This is a genomic window from Streptomyces sp. LN549 (assembly GCF_043203805.1).
Classification (GTDB): domain Bacteria; phylum Actinomycetota; class Actinomycetes; order Streptomycetales; family Streptomycetaceae; genus Streptomyces.
In genome coordinates this window covers 738,778-758,130 of record NZ_JAZHRI010000002.1, presented here as the reverse complement: position 1 = coordinate 758,130, position 19,353 = coordinate 738,778, and the positions used below count along the sequence as shown (strand labels likewise).

The 19,353-nt window shown below is 68.9% G+C and carries 14 protein-coding genes; 7 read left to right on the top strand and 7 right to left on the bottom strand.

The features are described 5' to 3' along the window. Positions 1-41: 41 nt before the first annotated feature. From SH922_RS03420 to SH922_RS03410, 3 genes are all read right to left on the bottom strand, one after another. Positions 42-875, bottom strand: a complete 834-nt coding sequence (locus SH922_RS03420) for an ATP-binding cassette domain-containing protein (RefSeq protein ID WP_393054513.1) — start codon at positions 873-875, stop codon at positions 42-44. Then, positions 872-1,867, bottom strand: a complete 996-nt coding sequence (locus SH922_RS03415) for an ABC transporter permease (protein WP_393054511.1) — start codon at positions 1,865-1,867, stop codon at positions 872-874. Before SH922_RS03415 ends, SH922_RS03420 begins: the two co-directional genes overlap by 4 nt. A gap of 128 nt (positions 1,868-1,995) precedes the next feature. After that, positions 1,996-3,018 carry a sugar ABC transporter substrate-binding protein gene (locus tag SH922_RS03410; RefSeq protein WP_393054509.1) on the bottom strand — a complete coding sequence of 341 codons (1,023 nt, stop codon included), beginning with the start codon at positions 3,016-3,018 and terminating at the stop codon, positions 1,996-1,998. A 248-nt stretch (positions 3,019-3,266) separates the two neighbouring features. Here SH922_RS03410 and SH922_RS03405 point away from each other — a divergent pair, with 248 nt between their 5' ends. The 4 genes from SH922_RS03405 (at position 3,267) to SH922_RS03390 (ending at position 8,879) form a co-directional block, all read left to right on the top strand. Beyond that, positions 3,267-4,229, top strand: a complete 963-nt coding sequence (locus SH922_RS03405; protein WP_393054507.1) for a carbohydrate kinase — start codon at positions 3,267-3,269, stop codon at positions 4,227-4,229. A 219-nt stretch (positions 4,230-4,448) separates the two neighbouring features. Next, positions 4,449-7,010 carry a GH32 C-terminal domain-containing protein gene (locus tag SH922_RS03400; protein WP_393054505.1) on the top strand — a complete coding sequence of 854 codons (2,562 nt, stop codon included), beginning with the start codon at positions 4,449-4,451 and terminating at the stop codon, positions 7,008-7,010. Between the two features lie 32 nt (positions 7,011-7,042). Continuing rightward, the gene (locus SH922_RS03395; protein WP_393054503.1) at positions 7,043-7,336 is read left to right on the top strand and encodes a putative quinol monooxygenase; all 294 of its coding nucleotides are present in this window, start codon (positions 7,043-7,045) and stop codon (positions 7,334-7,336) included. Positions 7,337-8,345: 1,009 nt separating this feature from the next. Continuing rightward, on the top strand, positions 8,346-8,879 hold the full coding sequence (locus SH922_RS03390; protein ID WP_393054501.1) for an Lrp/AsnC ligand binding domain-containing protein: 534 nt from the start codon (positions 8,346-8,348) through the stop codon (positions 8,877-8,879). Positions 8,880-9,658: 779 nt separating this feature from the next. On the opposite strand, the gene SH922_RS03385 is transcribed toward SH922_RS03390, so the two are convergent. The 4 genes from SH922_RS03385 to SH922_RS03370 form a co-directional block, all read right to left on the bottom strand. Continuing rightward, entirely contained in the window at positions 9,659-10,432 is a 774-nt protein-coding gene (locus SH922_RS03385; protein WP_393054499.1) for a hypothetical protein, read from the bottom strand. A 464-nt stretch (positions 10,433-10,896) separates the two neighbouring features. Next, positions 10,897-11,361 carry a hypothetical protein gene (locus SH922_RS03380; protein WP_393054497.1) on the bottom strand — a complete coding sequence of 155 codons (465 nt, stop codon included), beginning with the start codon at positions 11,359-11,361 and terminating at the stop codon, positions 10,897-10,899. Then, positions 11,362-12,339 carry a formylglycine-generating enzyme family protein gene (locus SH922_RS03375; RefSeq protein ID WP_393054495.1) on the bottom strand — a complete coding sequence of 326 codons (978 nt, stop codon included), beginning with the start codon at positions 12,337-12,339 and terminating at the stop codon, positions 11,362-11,364. 370 nt (positions 12,340-12,709) lie between these two features. After that, a complete protein-coding gene (locus tag SH922_RS03370) occupies positions 12,710-13,720 on the bottom strand; it encodes a LacI family DNA-binding transcriptional regulator (protein ID WP_393054493.1) in 1,011 nt (336 codons plus the stop codon). A 318-nt stretch (positions 13,721-14,038) separates the two neighbouring features. Between SH922_RS03370 and SH922_RS03365 the strand changes: the two genes are divergently transcribed. The 3 genes from SH922_RS03365 to SH922_RS03355 all read left to right on the top strand — a co-directional run bounded on the left by SH922_RS03365 (position 14,039) and on the right by SH922_RS03355 (position 19,315). Continuing rightward, positions 14,039-15,250, top strand: coding sequence for an MFS transporter (locus tag SH922_RS03365; protein WP_393054491.1), 1,212 nt, complete (start codon positions 14,039-14,041; stop codon positions 15,248-15,250). A gap of 43 nt (positions 15,251-15,293) precedes the next feature. Then, entirely contained in the window at positions 15,294-16,739 is a 1,446-nt protein-coding gene (locus SH922_RS03360) for a sulfatase-like hydrolase/transferase (RefSeq protein ID WP_393054489.1), read from the top strand. Between the two features lie 104 nt (positions 16,740-16,843). Further along, positions 16,844-19,315, top strand: coding sequence for a glycoside hydrolase family 3 protein (locus SH922_RS03355; protein ID WP_393054487.1), 2,472 nt, complete (start codon positions 16,844-16,846; stop codon positions 19,313-19,315). Positions 19,316-19,353 lie beyond the last annotated feature (38 nt).

Below are 19,353 nucleotides of genomic sequence, written 5' to 3'. Positions count from 1 at the left end.
GCCGCGGCCTCGGCCGGAACCTGTGAGAGTTTCGTCGGATGTCAGGTGGCCTGGACTCCCGCTGCCTTGGCGGCCTCGGAATCCGCTACGACAGTACCTCCGGCCTCATCAAGGGTCAGCGCGCCGGTCATGATGGCGACGACTTCGGCCATGCTGTGGTCGGAGGGCTTGATCACGGCAGCGCGACGGCCCAGCCGGTGGACGTGGATCCGGTCGGCGATCTCGAAGACGTGTGGCATGTTGTGGCTGATCAGGACCACGGGCATGCCCTTGTCGCGGACTCGGCGGATGAGGTCGAGGACCTGCCCCGATTCCTTGACACCGAGGGCGGCGGTGGGCTCGTCCATGACGACGACGCTGCGCGCCCAGGCGACGGAACGTGCGACGGCCACGGCTTGCCGCTGCCCGCCGGAGAGGGTTTCGACAGCCTGCGTGAGCGACCGCAGTCCGATCTTGAGGTCGGCCATGTGCTCCGCGGCCTCCTGGCGCATGCGCTTCTTGTCCAGCATGCGGAAGGCGCTGCCGAGGACGCCGGGCCGGCGCAGTTCACGTCCCAGGAACATGTTCGAGGCGATGTCCATCGAGGCGGCCACCGCCAGGTCCTGGTAGACGGTCTCGATGCCGTGGGCGCGCGCGCTCTGCGGCCCTGTGAACTGGATGAGTTCACCGTTGAGGCGGATTTCGCCCGCGTCCGGTGCCACCGCACCGGTGAGGGCCTTGATCAGGCTGGTCTTGCCGGCTCCGTTGTCACCGATGACCGCGAGGACCTCGCCGGGCATCAGGTCGAAGTCGGCGCCGTCGATGGCGGTGACCTGCCCGTAGCGCTTGACCAGACCGCGGGCCTGGAGCACAGGGGTGGGAGTGCTGGTGGTCATCGGGCCTTCCTCCGGGACATCTGGTCGACGGTCACCGCGAGGATCACGAGGATCCCGGTGATCAGGGTCTGGTAGATGGAGGCCACACCCATCAGTTGGAGGCCGTTGCGGAAGACACCGACGATGAGCACACCGATGAAGGTGCCCAGGACCGAACCGCGTCCACCGAAGAGGCTGGTACCGCCGAGGACCACGGCGGTGATGCTGTCGAGGTTCTCGGTCTGTCCTGCCTGCGGGTCGCCCACCCCGGTGCGGGAGATGAGCAGCAGGGCGGCGAGGCCGTACAGCACGCCGGCCACGGTGTAGATGCCGATGGTCAGGCGGGAGGTGCGGATGCCGTTGAGGCGTGCGGCTTCCTGGCTGTTGCCAAGGGCGTAGACATGCCGGCCCCATCCGGTGCTGCTGAGAGCGTAGGCCAGGAGCAGGAAGAGGACGATGGTGACGAGCGAGCCGTAGGTGATGTCCGTGCGGCCGAGCGGGAAGGTCTCTCCGAGTGCGGTCAGCGGGCCGGGCAGGCTGGTGACGGTCTGCTCTTCGGAGTAGATGTGCGTCAGGGCGAACGCCACGTTGAGCATGCCGAGCGTCACGATGAACGGCGGCAGCGGGATCTTCTGGACCAGAAGCCCGTTGAGAAGTCCGAAGCCGCCGCAGACGACCAGGCCCAGGGTGATGGCGAGGAGCGGGGGCAGGGTGCCCTCGGCTGCCATCTTGGCGATCACGATGCTGCCGAACGCCATCACGGCACCGCACGACAGGTCGATGCCGGCCGTGAGGATGATCAGGGTCTGGCCGATGGCGAGGGTGCCGACGACCATGACCTGCTGCACGATCAGCGAGAAGTTCCCGCCCGTGAGGAACTGGTCCGTCGACAGGGAGAAGAACACACAGGCGAGGAGGAGAGCGGCCAGAGGGCCGGTGGTCGGCGCGGTGAGGAGTCTGCGGGCCGTGGTCGGCGTCTTTAGCTCGGCGTACGGCGCGGTGGTGGCTGTCATGCGAAGTCCTTGTCGGAAAAGCAGAGGTCCTCGGGGGAGGACAGTTGGGGGCGGCCGTCCCCGATCGGGGCAGGGCCGGCCACCCCGCCAACGGGTTTCGGACGGCGGCTGCTCGGGCGGAGAGCGACTCAGCCCCAGCAGTTGTCCAGGCCGTAGGCGGTGTCCTTCGCCGCGACCCCTGCCTGTGCCTTGTCGGTGATCAGGCTGACGCCGGTGTCGGTGTAACCGGTCGCTTTCTTGTCGTCCTTGGCGTACTTCACGACGGCCCCGACGCCTTCGGCGGCCATCTTCAACGGGTACTGCTGGGAGGTGGCGGCGATCTTGCCGTCCTTGACCGCCTGCGTCCCGGTGCAGCCGCCGTCGACGGAGACGATCAGGACGTCCTTCTCCCTGCCCTTGGCCTTCAGCGCGGTGTACGCCCCGAGCGCGGCCGGCTCGTTGATGGTGTAGACGACGTTGATGTCGGGTGCCTTCTGCAGGCAGTTCTCCATGGCGGTCTGGCCCTTTGCCTGGTCGCCTCCGGTGTCCTGGGAGCAGACGATCGCCGGGTCCTTCTCGCCGATGCCGAAGCCCTTGAGGAAGCCGTTGTGCCGCTGGACCCCGACGGCGACGCCCGGCGCCAGATCGAGGGTGGCGATCTTGGCCGTCCTGCCCTTCATCGAGGCTTTGGCGTAGGCGCCGATCATCTCCCCGGCCCGGAGGTTGTCGGTGGCGAAGAGGGCGTCGACCGCGCTCTCGGGGTCGGTCGGGGAGTCCAGGGCGATGACCAGAATCCCCTTGGCGCGGGCCTTCTCAAGGGCGGGCACGATCGCCTTGGAGTCGCTGGGGGTGATCAGGATTCCCTTCACACCTGCGGCGATCATGTTCTCGATCGCGGTGACCTGCCCGGCGTTGTCCCCGTCGAACTTGCCCGCTGAGGTGATCAGTTGTGCACCGCTGTCCTTGGCGGCCTTCTCCGCACCCTCCTTCATCTTCACGAAGAACGGGTTGGTGTCGGTCTTGGTGATCAGACCGACCTTGACGCTGCCCGAGCCGTCGCCCGCGGAATCCGATCCGGAGCCGGATCCGCAGGCCGTCAGGGTGAGAGCCGCGATACCCAGGCACGCGGCGGCTCTGATCAGGGAGGGGGTCAGACGAATGGTGCGAGGCATGAACGGCTCCTGCGGGATCGCGTGCGGCTCGGCCGGCATCGAAGCATGCCGTCCCAGGGGTGTCATCGTTGACTTATGTCATCGTTGACACTGCTTGCCGAGGATGATGGACTCCGTCTCCCGGGCACGTCAATGCCTTGCCGCTGTTACAAATCGGCAACGTCCCCGGCCGTCGCTCACCCACAGCCGCAACGCCCGTGTGGCGACGTACTCGGTTTGCCCGTCCGTTCGTCAGAGAAGAGCAGTCCATGAGTCCGCGTCAGATCACCGTCCTGGGCGAATGCGTCGCAGACGCGTTCGCCCGGCCCGCAAGTGCTCCGAATGAGCTCGACCTGCATGTACTGCCTGGTGGTGGGCCAGCGAACACGGCCGTGGCCCTGGCCCGCCTGGGCACTCCGTCCCGCTTCCTCGCGCGGCTGTCCGGGGATGTGTTCGGCCGGCTGTTCCGGGCGCACCTGGAGGCTTCAGGGGTGGACCTGTCGCACGTAGTCGTGGCGTCGGAGCCGAGCACGTTGGCGGTGGCGGACCTGGACGCCCAGGGGCAGGCCGCGTATGCGTTCCATGCGCAGGGCACGGCCGACTGGCAGTGGTCGAGCGCCGAACTGGCCGGTGTGGACCTGTCCTCCACCGCTTGTCTGCACACGGGTTCGCTCGCCCTGGTCCGGGAGCCGGGGGCGGCGGCGGTGGAGGAGTTCCTGGCAACGGCCTCGTCCCGGGCCACCATCAGTATCGATCCCAACGTCCGGCCGCTGCTGGTGCATCCCGAGACCTACCGCGCGAAACTGCGGCACTGGTGCGACCTCGCGGACATACTGCGGCTGAGCGAAGAGGACCTCAGGCTCCTGCTGCCGGAAACGCCTCTGGAGCAAGCGTGCGACGTCTGGCACGCTGCCGGCGCACGGCTCGTCGTGGTCACGCGTGGCTCCGATGGTGCTCTCGTCTCGCTGGACGGCGAGCGGGTGCACGTGCCGGCTGTGACGACGCGGGTCGTCGACACGGTCGGGGCGGGTGACTCCTTCACGGCGGGTCTGCTGCACCATCTGGGTGTGCGTGGACTCCTCGGGGGGCGGCTCACCGCTCTCCGCCTGGGCGAGGTGGCGGAATCCTGCCGGTTCGCCGCCCATGTCGCGGCCCTGACCTGCTCGGTCGCCGGTCCGAACCCTCCGTGGCAGAGCCAACTGCCGCAGTACGCATCGCAGATCATCGTGTGACGGGCAGTCCGGCCGAGCCGGGGGAAATGCGTCCCAGCCGTTGACGCGTCGGCCGGAATGCGTCCATCATCGGCCCCACTCGGTGTCATCGCTGACATAAGTCAACGATGACACTCATGGCCGACGCGGTGCCACACCGTCAGCAGGGCCTCCCTTTACGTTCCGTCCGCGCGCCGGAAAGCACCCGGCTGCGGAATCGGCCGCAGTCCAGGAGACACCATGACCTCAAGACGCGTATCCCGGCATGCCCGCACGCGGATGATCGCCGCGACGGCGACCGTATGCGCCCTGTCCGCCGCCCTGTTGACGCCTCAGGCAGTCGCCTCCGGAACCCGGCCGTACGCCGAGACCTACCGGCCCCAGTTCCACTACACGCCGCAGAAGAACTGGATGAACGACCCCAACGGACTGGTGTACTACAAGGGCGAGTACCACCTCTTCTACCAGTACAACCCCAACGGCAACTCTTGGGGCGACATGTCCTGGGGACACGCGGTGAGCACCGACCTCATGCACTGGAAGGAGCTGCCGCTCGCCCTGTCCCACGACGACAAGGAGATGGTGTTCTCCGGCAGCGCGGTCATCGACTGGAACAACACCACCGGATTCGGCACGAAGAAGAACCCGCCCATGGTGGCGATCTACACGAGCTACGACAAGAGCACCGGTACCCAGGCCCAGTCGCTCGCCTACAGCAACGACCGCGGACGTACGTTCACCAAGTACGACGGCAATCCGGTCATCGACATCGGCTCCAAGGAATTCCGCGACCCCAAGGTCCAGTGGTACGCGCCGACCAAGAGCTGGCTGATGACGGTGTTGCTGTCCACCGAGCACAAGGTGCAGTTCTACTCCTCGAAGGATCTCAAGAACTGGGACCTGCTCAGCGAGTTCGGGCCGGCCGGGGCGACGGGCGGCGTCTGGGAATGCCCCGACCTGTTCCCCCTGGCGGTCGACGGGAACAAGAAGAACATCAAGTGGGTCCTGGTCGTCAACATCAACCCCGGCGGCATCGCCGGCGGCTCGGGCGCCCAGTACTTCGTCGGTGATTTCGACGGCACGAAGTTCACCGCCGACGACAAGGGCTCCTACACCCCGCCCACCGGCACCGTCATGCAGGACTTCGAGAACCCGGACTTCGGTACATGGACGGCTACCGGCACCGCATTCGGCCGGGGACCGACGGCCGGGGCGCTGACCGGGCAGGGACCCCTCAGCGGCTTCGAGGGCAAAAGCCTCGCCAACAGCTTCCACGCGGGTGACGGCGGCACCGGAACCCTCTCCTCCCCGCCCTTCACCGTCGACAGCCCGTACCTCAACTTCAAGATCGCCGGCGGACGGCACCCCCACCAGGCGGGCACCGTGCAGGAACGGGGACCAGTACCGGAGGGGACGACCCTCGCCGACTTCGAAGGCGGCACCTACGGCAACTGGACGGTCACGGGCGATGCCTTCGGAACCGCACCGGCCACCGGCAGTCACGCCGGCCAGCAGGAAGTCACCGGCTTCCTCGGCAGTGGTCTGGCCAACTCCTTCCTGAACGGCGACGCCACGACCGGCAGCCTCACCTCGCCGGAGTTCACCATCGACAAGAACTACGTCAACTTCCTCATCGGCGGCGGCAACCATCCCGCAAGTCAGGCCGAGTCCACCGCCGTCGAACTCCTCGTCGACAGCAAGGTGGTACGCAGCGCCACCGGACACGACGGCGAGGCACTCAACTGGGACTCATGGGACGTCCGCGAACTCATCGGCAAGAAGGCGCAGATCAAGATCGTCGACGAAAATACCAGCGGATGGGGCCACATCAACGTCGACCACATCGTGCTCTCCGACACCCGGGCGCAGCCCATCTCCCGGGAAACGGCAGTCAATCTGGTCGTCGACGGCAAGGTCGTCGGCAGCGCCACCGGCACCAACAGCGAAACACTGGACTGGGCCTCCATCGACATGCGCTCGTACGCCGGCAAGAAAGCACAGATCCAGATCGTCGACATGAACACCGGCGGCTGGGGCCAGATCATGGCCGACCAGTTCACCGCCGCGGCAACGCCCGCCAGGTCCGCCGTGCAGCGTGCCGACTGGGCCGACTACGGCAAGGACTACTACGCGGCCGTGTCCTGGGAGGACGCACCGGGCGACAAGCGGCACATGATCGGCTGGATGAACAACTGGGAGTACAGCGGTTCCCTCCCCACGTCCCCCTGGCGCAGCGCGCAGAGCATCCCCCGTCAGATGGCCCTGCGCACCGTGGACGGCCGGATCAAGCTGACCAGCGAGCCGGTGAGCAGTCTGACCTCCCTGCGGGAGGGCCGCCCGGTGGCGTCGGCCGGCACCACGGTGACCAGCACGTCACGGCCCCTGGGCCGCGGCGCGGCCCAGGGCAAGACCCTCGATATCGAGGCGACCTTCTCCCTCAAGGACGCCGAACGGTTCGGCATCAAGGTGCGCACCGGTGCCGGCGGAGAGGAGACCGTCATCGGATACGACACCACGACGCAGGAGCTGTACGTCGACCGGACCCGCTCCGGCGCTGTGGACTTCAGCGACACCTTCGCCGGCGTCCAGCGCGCACCCCTGCACGCCGTGAACGGCAAGGTGAAGCTGCGGATCGTCGTCGACTGGTCATCCGTCGAGGTCTTCGGCGGCAGCGGCGAAGCGGTGATCACGGACCAGATCTTCCCCGATCCCTCCAGCCAGGGAGTGGAGGTCTTCGCCGAGAACGGATCGGTGAAGCTGGACCACGCCCGCGTCTGGCACCTCGAATCCTCTCGGAAGTGACGCGAGTGATCCCCGACCGCAAAGGACCGGACGTGAAGAAGACCCTGCTCGCCGAGTTCACCGCCCGCGAAGGAGCGGAGGACGAGGTCGCACACCTCCTGCGGGAGTATGCCCAGACGGTGCGCAAGGAGGTCGGCAACCTGTCCTTCGAGGTTTACACCAAGGCGTCCAGCCCTCGTGCCTACCTCATCTTCGAGACGTACCAGGACGAGGCCGCCTTCCATCGCCACCTCACGGCTCAGTGCGCCGACCCGTTCAACACTGCCCTCGCCCCACTGATCGAGGAGGTCGCCTCTCGCCTGACCTTCCTCGATCCCGAGTCCTGACGACATGACGTCCGGCGGGCTGCGAAGCGAACCCAGTCCTCGCACCTCCACAGATCGGGATCCGCGATACAACTCGGCGGTGTGAGCCTGCTGCTCACTCCGCCAGGCGACCCGCTCGCCGGTCGGCGAAGCGTGCCCCGCCTACCCCCGCTCCGCGACCCGCCGGGCGATCTCAGGCTGAACAGCAAGAGCGGGGGGAAGGGTGCAGCCGACAACGCTCGCGCCTGCAGGATCTGCTCGGCCCGCAGTCCACGCGCCGTGGCCAGGACCGCCGGTGGCCGGGCATCGGTGCGATGCCGCGAGAGTGGCAGCGTCAACGCGCGCAGCGCTTCCTGCACTTCCTCCGCCGGCTCCGCGGGCAGACCCACCGCGGCAAGGACCCCGGGCCGCCCGCCCGCGGGCGTATAGCGGCGCAGAAAGGCATGGAGTAAAAGGGCACCTCTTCCACCTGCTCCAACACCATGCTCAAGCATGCCTGACATCACACGGTGACGTGGGTGCACGGCGTTTGGCTGCACAGATCACTCGCAAGGCGCTCGAAGGCCCCGCTCGCACCGGTTCCGGTGAGAGCGGGGCCTTGCCGCGTGTGCCGGCGGCTCAAGTTGCGAGCGGCCCCCGTGGACGGTTGGAGACAAGCGCACCAGATCAGGGAAGCCGGTAACAGGCCTTCTTCCCGGAGCCCTTGAACTGAGTACAGACCACCGTCTTCGCGGGCAGTTTCGGACCGCCGGCGCGTTCGGTGTGTCCCCAGAGGGTCTCCACCGCAACGCCGGGTGCGCGGCCATTTTCGCCCGTCCAGGAAGACTTCTTCCACCGGCTGGACCTCACACCCTGCCCGGGCCTCTGGTAGGTCCACCGAGCCCAGTAGGAGTGCCCCTTCCTCCCTGACACTTTGTGAGCAATGACCAGTGGCACCCGGTGGGGCGAGGCCTAGCAGCTGATCCAGGCGGCGCGCAGCCGGCCGTCGCCGTGACTCAGCGGCCTGCCGGTCGGACAGTTCGCCGCCGGCATGGTCCAAACCCGCTGCGAGGTCGCACGCCCCCTGTCGGAGTGGCCGGTCACGGTGATCCAATGGGGCCGGGCAGCCGCCGGGGAGCTGGAACACGTCTCACGCGGAGTCACCGGCGCCCGGGAGGTCCGGCTGTGCGCCGGCGTCACCGGCCGGAACAACATCCTCATCATCGCGTGGGTGAAGTCCCTCACCGACGTACAGCGTTTCGAGGTACGACTCGCCCAGCGCGTCCCCGGCCTGGAGATCACCGACCGGGCCGTGGCCCTGTGGCCGCTGAAGCTCAGCGGCCACCTCCTCGACGAACAGGGCTACCGCATCGGCGGCATCCCCCTGGACGTGCGCACAGCTGGAACGAGCACCCGGCCACCGAGCCCGGAGAGGGCGGCCGAGAGGCGGGGCGCGCAGCCCCACCCACCTTCACCGCACCAGGGACGTTGTGAAGTACTGCGGGTCGGCGGGATCAGTTCAGCCCGTGTGCCTACGCATCGGCCCCGTACGTCTCGTACCTCTGGAAGACCTGTCCATTCGTAGATGTGGATCGCCGGTCGTTCCGATGTCGTCTCAATGCTCAGGAGCAGCTGGCCGGCTGGGGCGCCACCGTCCGGGAACAGGCGGCGGCCTGCGCAGCCGTCGCACCGGAATCCCCGGCCTACCAGCCCGAACCCAGCCTGTTCGCTCAACCCCGCCAGTAGCACCGGCCGCGAACCCCCGACCAGCGATCCTCACCAACCCCAAGACAGGAACAGGGCGCTATGGCTCATAATGCCCTCTGAGGCTGGAAGGGGCCCTGACGAAGATCGCCCGTAACGGTGTTGAGCTTCCAGGTCACTCATATCGCGCGACCTCACGTCGCACAGCTGCCCTCAGCTCCAACCGCCCTGCGACAGGGCGGCGGTGAGGGCCTTCCACCTCCGCTCGAACAACGAGCGCCTCACCGCACACAACCCGGGAAGCATGAACACCACAGCATGCTCGCGTCCGCATGCACCGACGACAGAGTCGACGGATCTGGGTCCCGGTGACCCGGCCCGGACGCCTGGTCCGAAGCCGACAGTCTGAAATCCGACACATGACTTGATCAATGAACCGGACACGCCAGCCGGCAGCTGCGGGACATGACGTACCGCCACGCGGTTCACAGCTGCCCGTGCCCTCCGGCATACTCGGGCCGCCGCGCCCTTGGACCCAGTGGCCAACAACGGCGTGTGCTTGCCGGAACGAGGAGCACCAGCGCCTGCGCCCCGGTGGTGACCGGGGCCGGCGGCTCACCGGGCCCTAACGTCCCTCGGGCTCGACATGTCGGGGTCGGGTCATCCGTTCGGGAAGGCCTCGGCGATCAGCTTGGAGCGCAGGGCCGACCACTGAGCCAGCATGTCGTTCACGAGGTAGAGGTCGCGGCGGCGGGTCCAGGGCTGGCCCGATTCCGGATCGTAGGTGTGCGGCATGTCGAAACCACGAGGGGCGTAAGCCTTCAAGCCGCGGTCCCGGGTGGTCTGGACGCACCGCTTGTGATGGTCGCGGAAGCCGATGACGCAAGCGGTGCCGGCACCGCCGGGCGCCCCTTTCCGGGCCTCCGCCACCTGAGCCGCGACCCCGTCCGTGCTCAGGTAGGTGATCGTGCCGTCCGGCGCAATCAACGGCTCGATCGACGTCACGTCCGACATCCCGTACTTGGAAGTCAGGAAACGGGCGATCTCCCACTGGGCGTAGACCGGAACATTGCGCCGGGCCCGGACCTTCGCAACCGTGTCCGCCAGTTCCTCGTTCACCGGGCCCGGCTCGTAGCGGACCTTGGCCGGGTCGCCGCCGCCGGCCGGGGGGCGGTTGCCGAAGCCGAACGCCAGGACGAAGTCGCAGTCAGCTACCGGCACCGTCTCCGGATGCCAGTCGAATCCCACATCGTGAAGAAGGGGAGTCAGGGCTTGGGCCGCATCCCTGTCCGCGAGTTCCGCGGCCAGGACGGCACGCATGTGCTGACGCAGACCGGTTGCGGAGCCGTCAGCCGCCCGCGCAGGGGCTGCGCCCATCAGCGCGGGAGCGGCCGTACCGGCGGTCAGAGCAGCAGCGAAGTTGCGTCGCTTCATGAGGTGTTGGTCCATTCCTGAGGTCAGTCGAGCCCACACCGGCGGGCACGACCGGGCTTCGTCGGCCGAGTTGAGGTCCCCGGGGTAGTCAAGGGCGTTGGGCGGCGGCCCAGTCCAGCGAGGGCCCCGCGCTGTGGATCTCACCGAAGACGATCTCCATGCCGTGAATGCTTTGCCCATCAGAAGACCGCATGATGAACAGAAGCTGGCGTGCTGCCACCGATCAGCTGTCCGGAACTCCTTCGGCTTCCGCCCCCTGGCGGAAGACCGGGGCTTCCCGGGTGACGCCTCGGCTGGGCTGCAAGGGGAGTTCGCCGGCTTCGGCCCCCGCGATGTACACGGGACTACCTGGCTGACCTGGGTGGAGCAGAACACCACGGACTGGCGGGAGACCGACGCCTCAGGCACACGAACCCGCGCCTCGGTCGCAGGGATCGATACCGACTGGGGCCGGGTCTGGAGCGTCATGCGCATCCTCGCGTGCTGTGGGGGTCGTAGGGGCTCCAGTGCCCGAGAAAGGGCCTGAGACTGTCGGTTCGTGGTTCGGGGATGTCGGGCAGGCGGGGCGGTGTGTTCAGAGGGTTGAGGCGCTCCACGCGTGCTGCTGCCCAGTCGAGCCATGCTTCGGCTTCGGTTCTGGCCTGGCCTGGGGGCATGGCCTCGACCCGGGCGAGTACGGCGCTCACGTAATCCGTCAGTCGGATGGCGTGGCGCCATGCCGCTTCCTGCGCCTCGAAGTGCCTGAAGCGGTACGCCTCGGCGTACTGGACGCGCGCTTCTTCCACGGCGGCTTCCCAGTGGACGCGCTTCTGACGCGCTGCCTCGATCTCGTCGAGACGTCTGCGTTCGGCGGCTTTGGCGCGAAGCGTGACCTCCTGCGCGATCTCGGCGAGCTGATCTTCGAGGGAGCGTCCGGGGTGGCGGCCCATTTATAGGGGTGCGGCGCAGCGGAATCCCGCGTGCCCGCTGGAGCTGTCCGGACTGTTGGCGCTGCGGGCCGCGACCCGGTAACGGTTGCAGTAGGACCTGTGGCACATGTGGGAGCCGCCTCGGATGACCTTGTCGGTACCGGCGGCAGGGCCCTGGGGATTCACCAGGGGGCGGGCTGCATCGTGGTCGGTGGTCCACCAGTCGGTGCACCACTCCCATACATTGCCGGCCATGTTCCACAGGCCGAACCGGTTGGGTGCGAAGGCGTCGATGGGGGCGGTGCCGCGGTATCCGTCCTCGGCGGTGTTCTTCGCGGGGAAGTGCCCGCGCCAGATGTTGCAGCGAAAGGCTCCGTCCGGGTTCAACTCGTCGCCCCACGGATAGCGCTTCTGCTCCAGACCGCCGCGCGCCGCGTACTCCCACTCGGCCTCGGTCGGCAGCCGCTTGCCCGCCCACCGTGCGTATGCCGCCGCGTCGTTCCAGGACACGTGCACCACCGGGTGTGAGCCGCGACCCTCCAGCGTGCTGCCCGGTCCCTCCGGTCGATACCAGGAGGCGCCCTCGACGCAGCACCACCACGGGGTGCCCTCGGGCCGCGGCGCGCCGCGCCGTAGGTCAGCGGGGAGGAAGCCGGCGAACACGTACGACCAGCCGAACCGCTCGGCGTCGGTCTGGTATGCGGTGTCGGCGACGAAGGCCGCGAACCGTTCGTTGCTCACCGCGTAGGCGTCGATCCGGAACGGGGCGAGTCGCACGAGCCGCACTGGTTTTTCCCCGTCTCCGGGGAAGCTCTCGGCGTCGTCGGCTCCCATCAGGAACTCGCCGCCGGGCAGCGGCACCATGCCGTCCGAAGAGGGTGTCCGCGGGGTCCGATGAGCGAGTGGGAGCCCGACGCGTGAGGCCAGTGCACCACCGGCAGAGGGCATGCAGCAGCGGGGAGGAGTACTGGCCTCGCCCATACGGATCGGCTCCTTCATAGAAATCGGCTCCTTCCGGGAGGCCGAGGGCTGTTGCGTCTCAGCTCGCATGTATCGCGCCTGTCCGTCGCGTACGGCTCTGCCGAAGAGGAAGTGTCGCTCAAGGCGCCCTACGGGCCGCGAGACCTGGCCGGATCGGTGAGCGTCCGCGCTCACTTTGCACGTGCTCGCTCGCTCCGGGGAGGCGGCCCATCCTGGGTGGCCGGTTCGCCGCCATGCCGTCGGCCCCGAGGCAGGGCCACCGAGCTCTGCCGTCTCCATGTCCCGGCCTTCGCGATCGGTCCCGCCGAGTGGTTGAGAGGCCCCACCGCGCCGGCCACCCCCGGCGGAAGGTGTGACCTGACGCGTAGCGACCGGTCGGAGTGCCTGGTCAGGCGGATTCGCGGATCAGGAGTTTCGGTGTGGCCGCCGTGACGTCTGGGCTCAGTCCATCGCCTCTCAGAAGGGAGGCGATGGACGCGGCGACGGCCGCGGCGGCGGGAGAGAGATCGAGGTAGGTCGTGGTCAGACGAGGACGGAGTGCGGACCCGAGAGGGAGGTTGTCGGACCCGACGACGGCCATGTCGTGCGGAACGCGCAGTCCGGCGTCGGTGAGCGCCTGGATGAGGACGAGGGCGTATTCGTCGTTGTAGGCGTAGACGGCGTCGGGACGCTGCTGGGGGTCGCGCCACGAATCGACGGCTGGGACGAGGCTTGCGGTGCTCAGTTCGCATGCGACGCGCTGAACGGGCACTCCCTCGCGGCCCGCGACGATGGTGACGGCGTCGAACCGGGCCCGCGCGAGTTCCGCGATGTCGCCCCCTGGCACGAGGCAGGCCAGCCGCCGGTGGCCGCGGGACAGCAGGTGCCGGGTGGCGAGTTCAGCGACGCCGGCGCTCGTGATGACGAGGGTGGGTGCGTGCGCCTGGGCCTTCGGGCCGTAGAGGAGGACGGTGTCGACGCCGGCTTGGCCGAGCAGTTCAGCTGCCTCCGCGGGGCAGCGGTCCGCCTCGGTGAAGACTGCGGCGGGCCGCAGCTCCGCCCACGCGCGGGCGCCCTCGACACCGCCGGCCTCGCGGTCACCGTGGACGAGCATCGTGAGGCCGTGGTGCGCAAGCTCACCGCTGAGCTCTTCGAGGAAGCGGTGACGGGTGGGGGCGAGGGGGAGCTGGGGCATCGGAACCAGGACGATGTTGCTGCGGCCTGCGCGCAGGGTCCGGGCGGTGCTGTGCGGGGCGTAGCCCAGCTCGTGGACCGCGGCCATCACACGGCGGCGGGTGTCATCGTTGATCGGCCGGTCGCCCGGGCCGTTCAGGACGTACGAGACGGTGGTACGGGAGACGCCCGCCAGGCGCGCGACGTCCGTACTCGTCGGGCGGGCCTTGCGGGGGGCGGTGGGCATCACGGCTCCTGAGTGCTGAGGGGCCTCCGGTTCGGCTTCTGAGGATACCTCTTCCTGGTGCACACGTGTCACATAGAAGTTACCAAGGGGTTGTGCTGAAAGTACTCGCGTGTAACGGTGTGCGCAGCCGCCGATGTGACACGTGTGCACCTCATGCTTGGTTGAAGTTTTTGCGTGAGGGTGGTCCCCCTTCTCCGCCCGCAGGGCGGGCCCCCGCCGAGATTCGGAGGTGCCTCGATGGGCACGATCGACCCTCTTCCTCCCGCTACCACGGCCGCAAAAAGCCGGGCAGATACGGGAGCGGCCGCTGCGGACCGCGTGAGCGCCGGGTTTATCGCCGCGCTCACGGGCGGCTACTTCTCCACTTGGCTCGCGCTCCTTCCGCTCACGCAGGTGACCCTTGCTCTGCGCGTGCAGCAGATCGCCCCCGACGACAAGGCGGCCACCCTGTCGCTGGTCCTGACGGTGGGCGCCGCGGTGGCAGTGGTGGCCCAGAACGTCTTCGGTGTCCTGTCGGACCGGACGACGAGCCGCTTCGGCATGCGACGTCCGTGGATCGTCTCGGGCGCGTTGCTGGGTGTGGCGAGCCTGGGGTTCTTGTCCACTGCCGACAGTGTGGGCATGCTGGTCGCCGCGTGGGCCCTGACCCAGCTGACGTTCAACATCCTCCTCGCCGGGCTGAACCCGGTGGTCCCCGATCAGGTGCCGCCCGCCCAGCTCGGCAAGGTGTCGGCGTTGACCGGCCTGACCACGCAGCTGGGCGTGGTGGGCGGGGTCTTCCTTGCCCAGTTCTTCCTGCCCAATCTCGCGCTGGCGATCCTGGTCCCTGGGCTGTTCTGCCTGGTCGGCACGGGGATCCTGGCGGTCGTGCTGCGTGATCGCCGGCTGGCCGCCGCGGACCGCCGGCCGTTGCGACCCTCGACCTGGCTGCAGGCGTACTGGGTGAGCCCGCGTCGGCATCCCGACTTCGCGTGGGCGTGGCTGTCCCGGTTCCTCGTCCAGTGCGGGAACGTCACCCTGGTGAGCTACCAGACCTTCTTCTTGATGAGCCGTTTCGGCTACACGGAGGAAACCGTAGGACCTGTGGTCCTGAAGGCGTTGCTGGTCAACATTGTGGGGATCGTGCTGGCGGCCCTGGTCTTCGGGACACTCTCCGACCGGGTGCACCGGCGCAAGCCGTTCGTCCTGGTCTCGGCGGTCGTCCTGGCGCTGGCCCATGTACTCGCGGCGTACGCGCCGACCCTCGGCTTCTACCTGTTGGCCACGGCTGTCACGGGCATTGCGGCCGGCTGTTTCCTCGCGGTCGACCTGGCGCTCGTGGCCGAGGTGCTGCCTTCGCGGGCGGACGTGGGCAAGGACATGGGGGTTTTCCACCTGGCCAACGCCCTGCCTCAGGTGCTCATGCCTGCGGTCGCCCCGCTGTTCCTCTCCCTCGGGGACGGCGACAACTACCCGGCCTACTTCCTTGCCGGCGGCCTCATCGGGCTTGCCGGAGCCTTCTGCAACCAGCGCATCCGCGGCGTGCGCTGACCGCCGTTCCTCCTTCACAGCAGATCGAAAGGACAGACACGCGGTGTCCCGCCCCAACTTCCTGATCTTCATGCCCGACCAGCTCCGCGCGGACGCGATCGGCGCCTTCGGCAACCCCCACGTTAGCACCCCGCACATCGACGCACTGACCGCGCGTGGAACCGCTTTCCCGAACGCCTACGTGCAGCACCCCGTCTGCTCGCCGAGTCGGGCCTCACTGCTGACCGGCTGGTATCCGCACACAGCCGGCCACCGCACGCTGACCCACCTGCTCAAGCCCCACGAGCCAAACCTGCTGCGCATCCTCAAGGACGCCGGCTATCACGTCACCTGGGCAGGGATGCGCGGCGACACCTTCGCCCCGGGCGCGACCGAGTTGAGCGTGCACGAGTACGGCTTCGCGCAGTTCCCGACAATCGGTTACGGCGGCCCCTACCCGGACGGCGTGTGGTCCCGGCTCTTCTACCGGGGCGAGGTTCCCGACGAGGGGCGGGTGGACCCTGACGAGGCAGCCGTCCGCACGGCCGAGTCCTGGCTGGAGAGCCCGCCTGCGGAGCCTTGGGTCCTTTTCGTTCCCCTCGTGGCGCCGCACTGTCCGTTCCAGGTCGAGGAGCCGTGGTTCTCCCAGTACGACCGCGATGCCCTGCCCGGCCCAGTCGAGCCCGGCGACCGGGCACGCGAGCCGCGTTTCATGCAGGCGATCCGGGAGGCATACGGGATCGAGGAGGTGACCGACGAGCAGTGGCGAGAGGTGACCGCCACGTATTACGGCATGATCAGCCGTCTCGACGACCAGCTCGGCCGGGTCATGAGGGCCGTCCAGACCGCCGGGGCCGCCGAATCGACCGTCACGCTGTTCTTCGCCGACCACGGGGAATACCTCGGCGACTTCGGTCTGATCGAGAAGTGGCCCTCCGCCCTGCACGACTGCATCACCCGCGACCCGCTCATCATCAGCGCCCCCGGCCTGGGGGAAGGCCAGACGAGTCAGGCGATGGTCGAGATGGTGGACGTCCTGCCGACGGTCCTCGAACTGGCGGGCGTTAACGCCCCGCACCGCCACTTCGGCCGCAGTCTCGTCCCCCTCCTGCGCGACCCAGCCGCGTCTCACCGCGAGTTCGCCTTCACCGAAGGCGGCTTCACCGTCGAGGAGGCGAACCGGCTGGAGCAGCCCTCGTTCCCGTACGACCGCAAAGGCGAACTCCAGCATGCCGACCCCACCCTGGTGGGCAAGGCGATCGCCGTACGTGACGCGCGGTGGACCTACGTGTGGCGCCTCTACGAGGAGCCCGAGCTCTACGACAGGACTACCGACCCCCACGAGCGCGACAACCTCGCCGGCCACGAGAAGCACGCGCAGGTGCAACAGCGTCTGCACGACGCGATGGTGCGCTGGCTGGTCGAGACCGCCGACGTCCTTCCCGCCGAGGACGATCCCCGTCTGCCCGACGTCGTCCTCCCCGTCCCCGGCGCGGCATCAAAGCCGTGAAAACCGAGGACGCCGCCCGGCCGAGGGGATCACCACAACCCCTTCGCGCAGCCCGAATCGTCCGAGTTCCCGCCCTCGCAGAGCGAACCCCAGGAAGTCACCCCGTGAACCCGCTCCTCTCTCCCCGCACCGCAGACCGCGGCACCGTCGTCGAGCGCGCCCTCGCCCGTCTCGACCTGGATGCCAAGACCCGTCTCCTGGCGGGCCAGGACCTATGGTCGCTGCCGGCCTTGCCCGAGATCGGCCTCGGCTCCCTCGTCATGTCCGACGGCCCCATCGGCGTACGCGGCACCGCCTGGACCGCCGCCGATCCCGCGCTCACCCTGCCCAGCCCGACAGCCCTCGCCGCCACATGGGACCCTGATCTGGCCCGGCAGGCCGGGCGAGTGCTCGCCCAGGAGGCCCGCAGGAAGGGCGTGCACCTGCTGCTCGCCCCCACGGTCAACCTCCACCGCTCGCCGCTGGCCGGCCGCCACTTCGAGGCGTACTCCGAGGATCCGTATCTGACCGGCCGGATCGGCGCCGCGTACGTGTCCGGAGTCCAGGACGGCGGCGTGGGGGCGACAGTGAAGCACTTCGTCGCCAACGACGCCGAGACGGCCCGGTTCACTGTCGACAACCAGGTGTCCGAGCGGGCGCTGCGCGAGCTGTACCTCGCCCCGTTCGAGGAGATCGTCGCCACCGCCCGGCCGTGGGCGGTCATGTCCGCCTACAACCAGGTCAACGGCGTGACGATGACCGAACACCGGCGGCTCCAGGTCGACGTGCTGCGCCGCGAGTGGGGCTTCGACGGCGTGGTGGTCTCCGACTGGCTGGCCGCCCGGGACACCGTGGGGGCGATCACCGGCGGCCTGGACATCGCCATGCCCGGCCCGCTGACTGTGTTCGGCCCGGCCCTCGCCGACGCTGTACGCGCCGGCCGCGTCGCCGAGAGCGTCGTCGACGGCGCCGTCCGCCGGGTACTGCTCCTCGCGGCCCGCGCCGGGATCCTGGACGGGGCCGAACCTGTTGTCACCGAAGACGCGTTGCCGCCCGTGGCGGACGGCCGACTGCTCGCGCGGGAAGTAGCGGCCCGCTCGTTCGTCCTGCTCCGCAACGAAGGCGGCGTCATGCCCCTCGCCCCGGCGCAGGGCGAGACGATCGCGCTCATCGGCAGCGCCGCCCGCGAAGGCCGCGTGCAGGGCGGCGGCTCGGCCACCGTGTTCCCCGGCCGTGTGGTCACCGTCCTCGAGGCCCTGAGCGGTGCCCTGCCTGACGGAACCGAACTCGTCTACGCCGTGGGCGCTGACCCGCACGAGGGCCTCACCCTCGCCGGCGACGGTTTCGACCTGCGTGCCGTCCTGCGTGACGAGCACGGCACCGTACTCGCCGAGATGTGTCTCGAAGAAGGCGGGCGGATACGCTGGATGGCCTCGGCACTGCCCGGCGGCGCCGACTTCCGGGCGCTCGCGTCGGTAGAGGTCACCGGAACGTACACGCCCGGCAAGAGCGGTACGCACCACTTCGGCACCAAGGGGGTCGGCGCGTTCCGCCTGAGCGTCGGCGGCACCACTTTGTTCGACGGAGTCCATCGCCCGGAGGGCGGTGACCCCCTGGGGGCCCTCACCGGCCGCCCGATCGAACGGGGCTCGATCCGGCTGGAAGCGGGCGTGCCTGTGGACGTGAGCCTGTGGGCGGGAGACCCGAAGCTGTCCTACGGCCCCGTCGAAGGCGTCACGTTCGCCCTGGCTCACCGGCCCCCGGCCGGGCACGGTGACACTCTCGTCGAAGAAGCCGTCGCCGCCGCCCGGACGGCCGACACCGCGATCGTGGTCGTCGCCACCACCGAAGCCGTCGAGAGCGAGGGATTCGACCGCACCAGCCTGAAGCTGCCCGGCCGTCAGGACGAACTCGTCCACCGCGTAGCCGCCGTCAACCCGCGGACGATCGTCGTGGTCAACTCCGGCGCCCCGGTCGAGATGCCCTGGCGCGACGAGGTCGCGGCCGTCCTGCTGTCCTGGTTCCCCGGCCAGGAAGGCGGTGCCGCCCTGACCGACGTCCTCCTTGGCAACGCGGAGCCGGGCGGACGACTGCCCACGACCTGGCCCGCGACCCTCGCCGACGCGCCCGTCACCGACGTCACCCCCAAGGACGGGACGCTCCCGTACGAGGAAGGCGTCTTCATCGGCTACCCGGCCTGGCAGCGCCACAGCGCCGCCCCGGCCTACCCGTTCGGCCATGGCCTGGGCTACACCACCTGGGAGTACGAGGAGATGCTCGCCACCCCCGAACGGGTCGAGGTCCGGCTGCGCAACACCGGCACCCGGAGCGGTCGAGAGACCGTCCAGATCTACGCGGTCCCCCTCCACCCCCAGCCGGACCGGCCCGCCCGCCGCCTCGTCGGCTTCACGACCGTCACCGCCGAGCCCGGCGAGACCGCCCACGCCGACATCACGCTCGCCCCGCGGGCCTTCCACATCTGGGACGAGGACGCCCGGCGCTGGACCGTCGCCCCGGGCCCGTACCTGCTGCACGCCTCCCGCAGCGCGGCCCACGACCTGCTGACGACCGAGCTGACCGTCCCCGGCAGGTCCTGAGACCGCCCCGGGGGCCGGACCCTGACATCCGGCCCCCG

What these genes read in the sequence shown, in the direction of transcription:
- SH922_RS03420 (WP_393054513.1), bottom strand. Translation starts at nt 875, where the DNA reads ATGACCACCAGCACTCCCACCCCTGTGCTCCAGGCCCGCGGTCTGGTC.
- SH922_RS03415 (WP_393054511.1), bottom strand. Translation starts at nt 1,867, where the DNA reads ATGACAGCCACCACCGCGCCGTACGCCGAGCTAAAGACGCCGACCACG.
- SH922_RS03410 (WP_393054509.1), bottom strand. Translation starts at nt 3,018, where the DNA reads ATGCCTCGCACCATTCGTCTGACCCCCTCCCTGATCAGAGCCGCCGCG.
- SH922_RS03405 (WP_393054507.1), top strand. Translation starts at nt 3,267, where the DNA reads ATGAGTCCGCGTCAGATCACCGTCCTGGGCGAATGCGTCGCAGACGCG.
- SH922_RS03400 (WP_393054505.1), top strand. Translation starts at nt 4,449, where the DNA reads ATGACCTCAAGACGCGTATCCCGGCATGCCCGCACGCGGATGATCGCC.
- SH922_RS03390 (WP_393054501.1), top strand. Translation starts at nt 8,346, where the DNA reads ATGGTCCAAACCCGCTGCGAGGTCGCACGCCCCCTGTCGGAGTGGCCG.
- SH922_RS03385 (WP_393054499.1), bottom strand. Translation starts at nt 10,432, where the DNA reads ATGAAGCGACGCAACTTCGCTGCTGCTCTGACCGCCGGTACGGCCGCT.
- SH922_RS03380 (WP_393054497.1), bottom strand. Translation starts at nt 11,361, where the DNA reads ATGGGCCGCCACCCCGGACGCTCCCTCGAAGATCAGCTCGCCGAGATC.
- SH922_RS03375 (WP_393054495.1), bottom strand. Translation starts at nt 12,339, where the DNA reads ATGAAGGAGCCGATCCGTATGGGCGAGGCCAGTACTCCTCCCCGCTGC.
- SH922_RS03370 (WP_393054493.1), bottom strand. Translation starts at nt 13,720, where the DNA reads ATGCCCACCGCCCCCCGCAAGGCCCGCCCGACGAGTACGGACGTCGCG.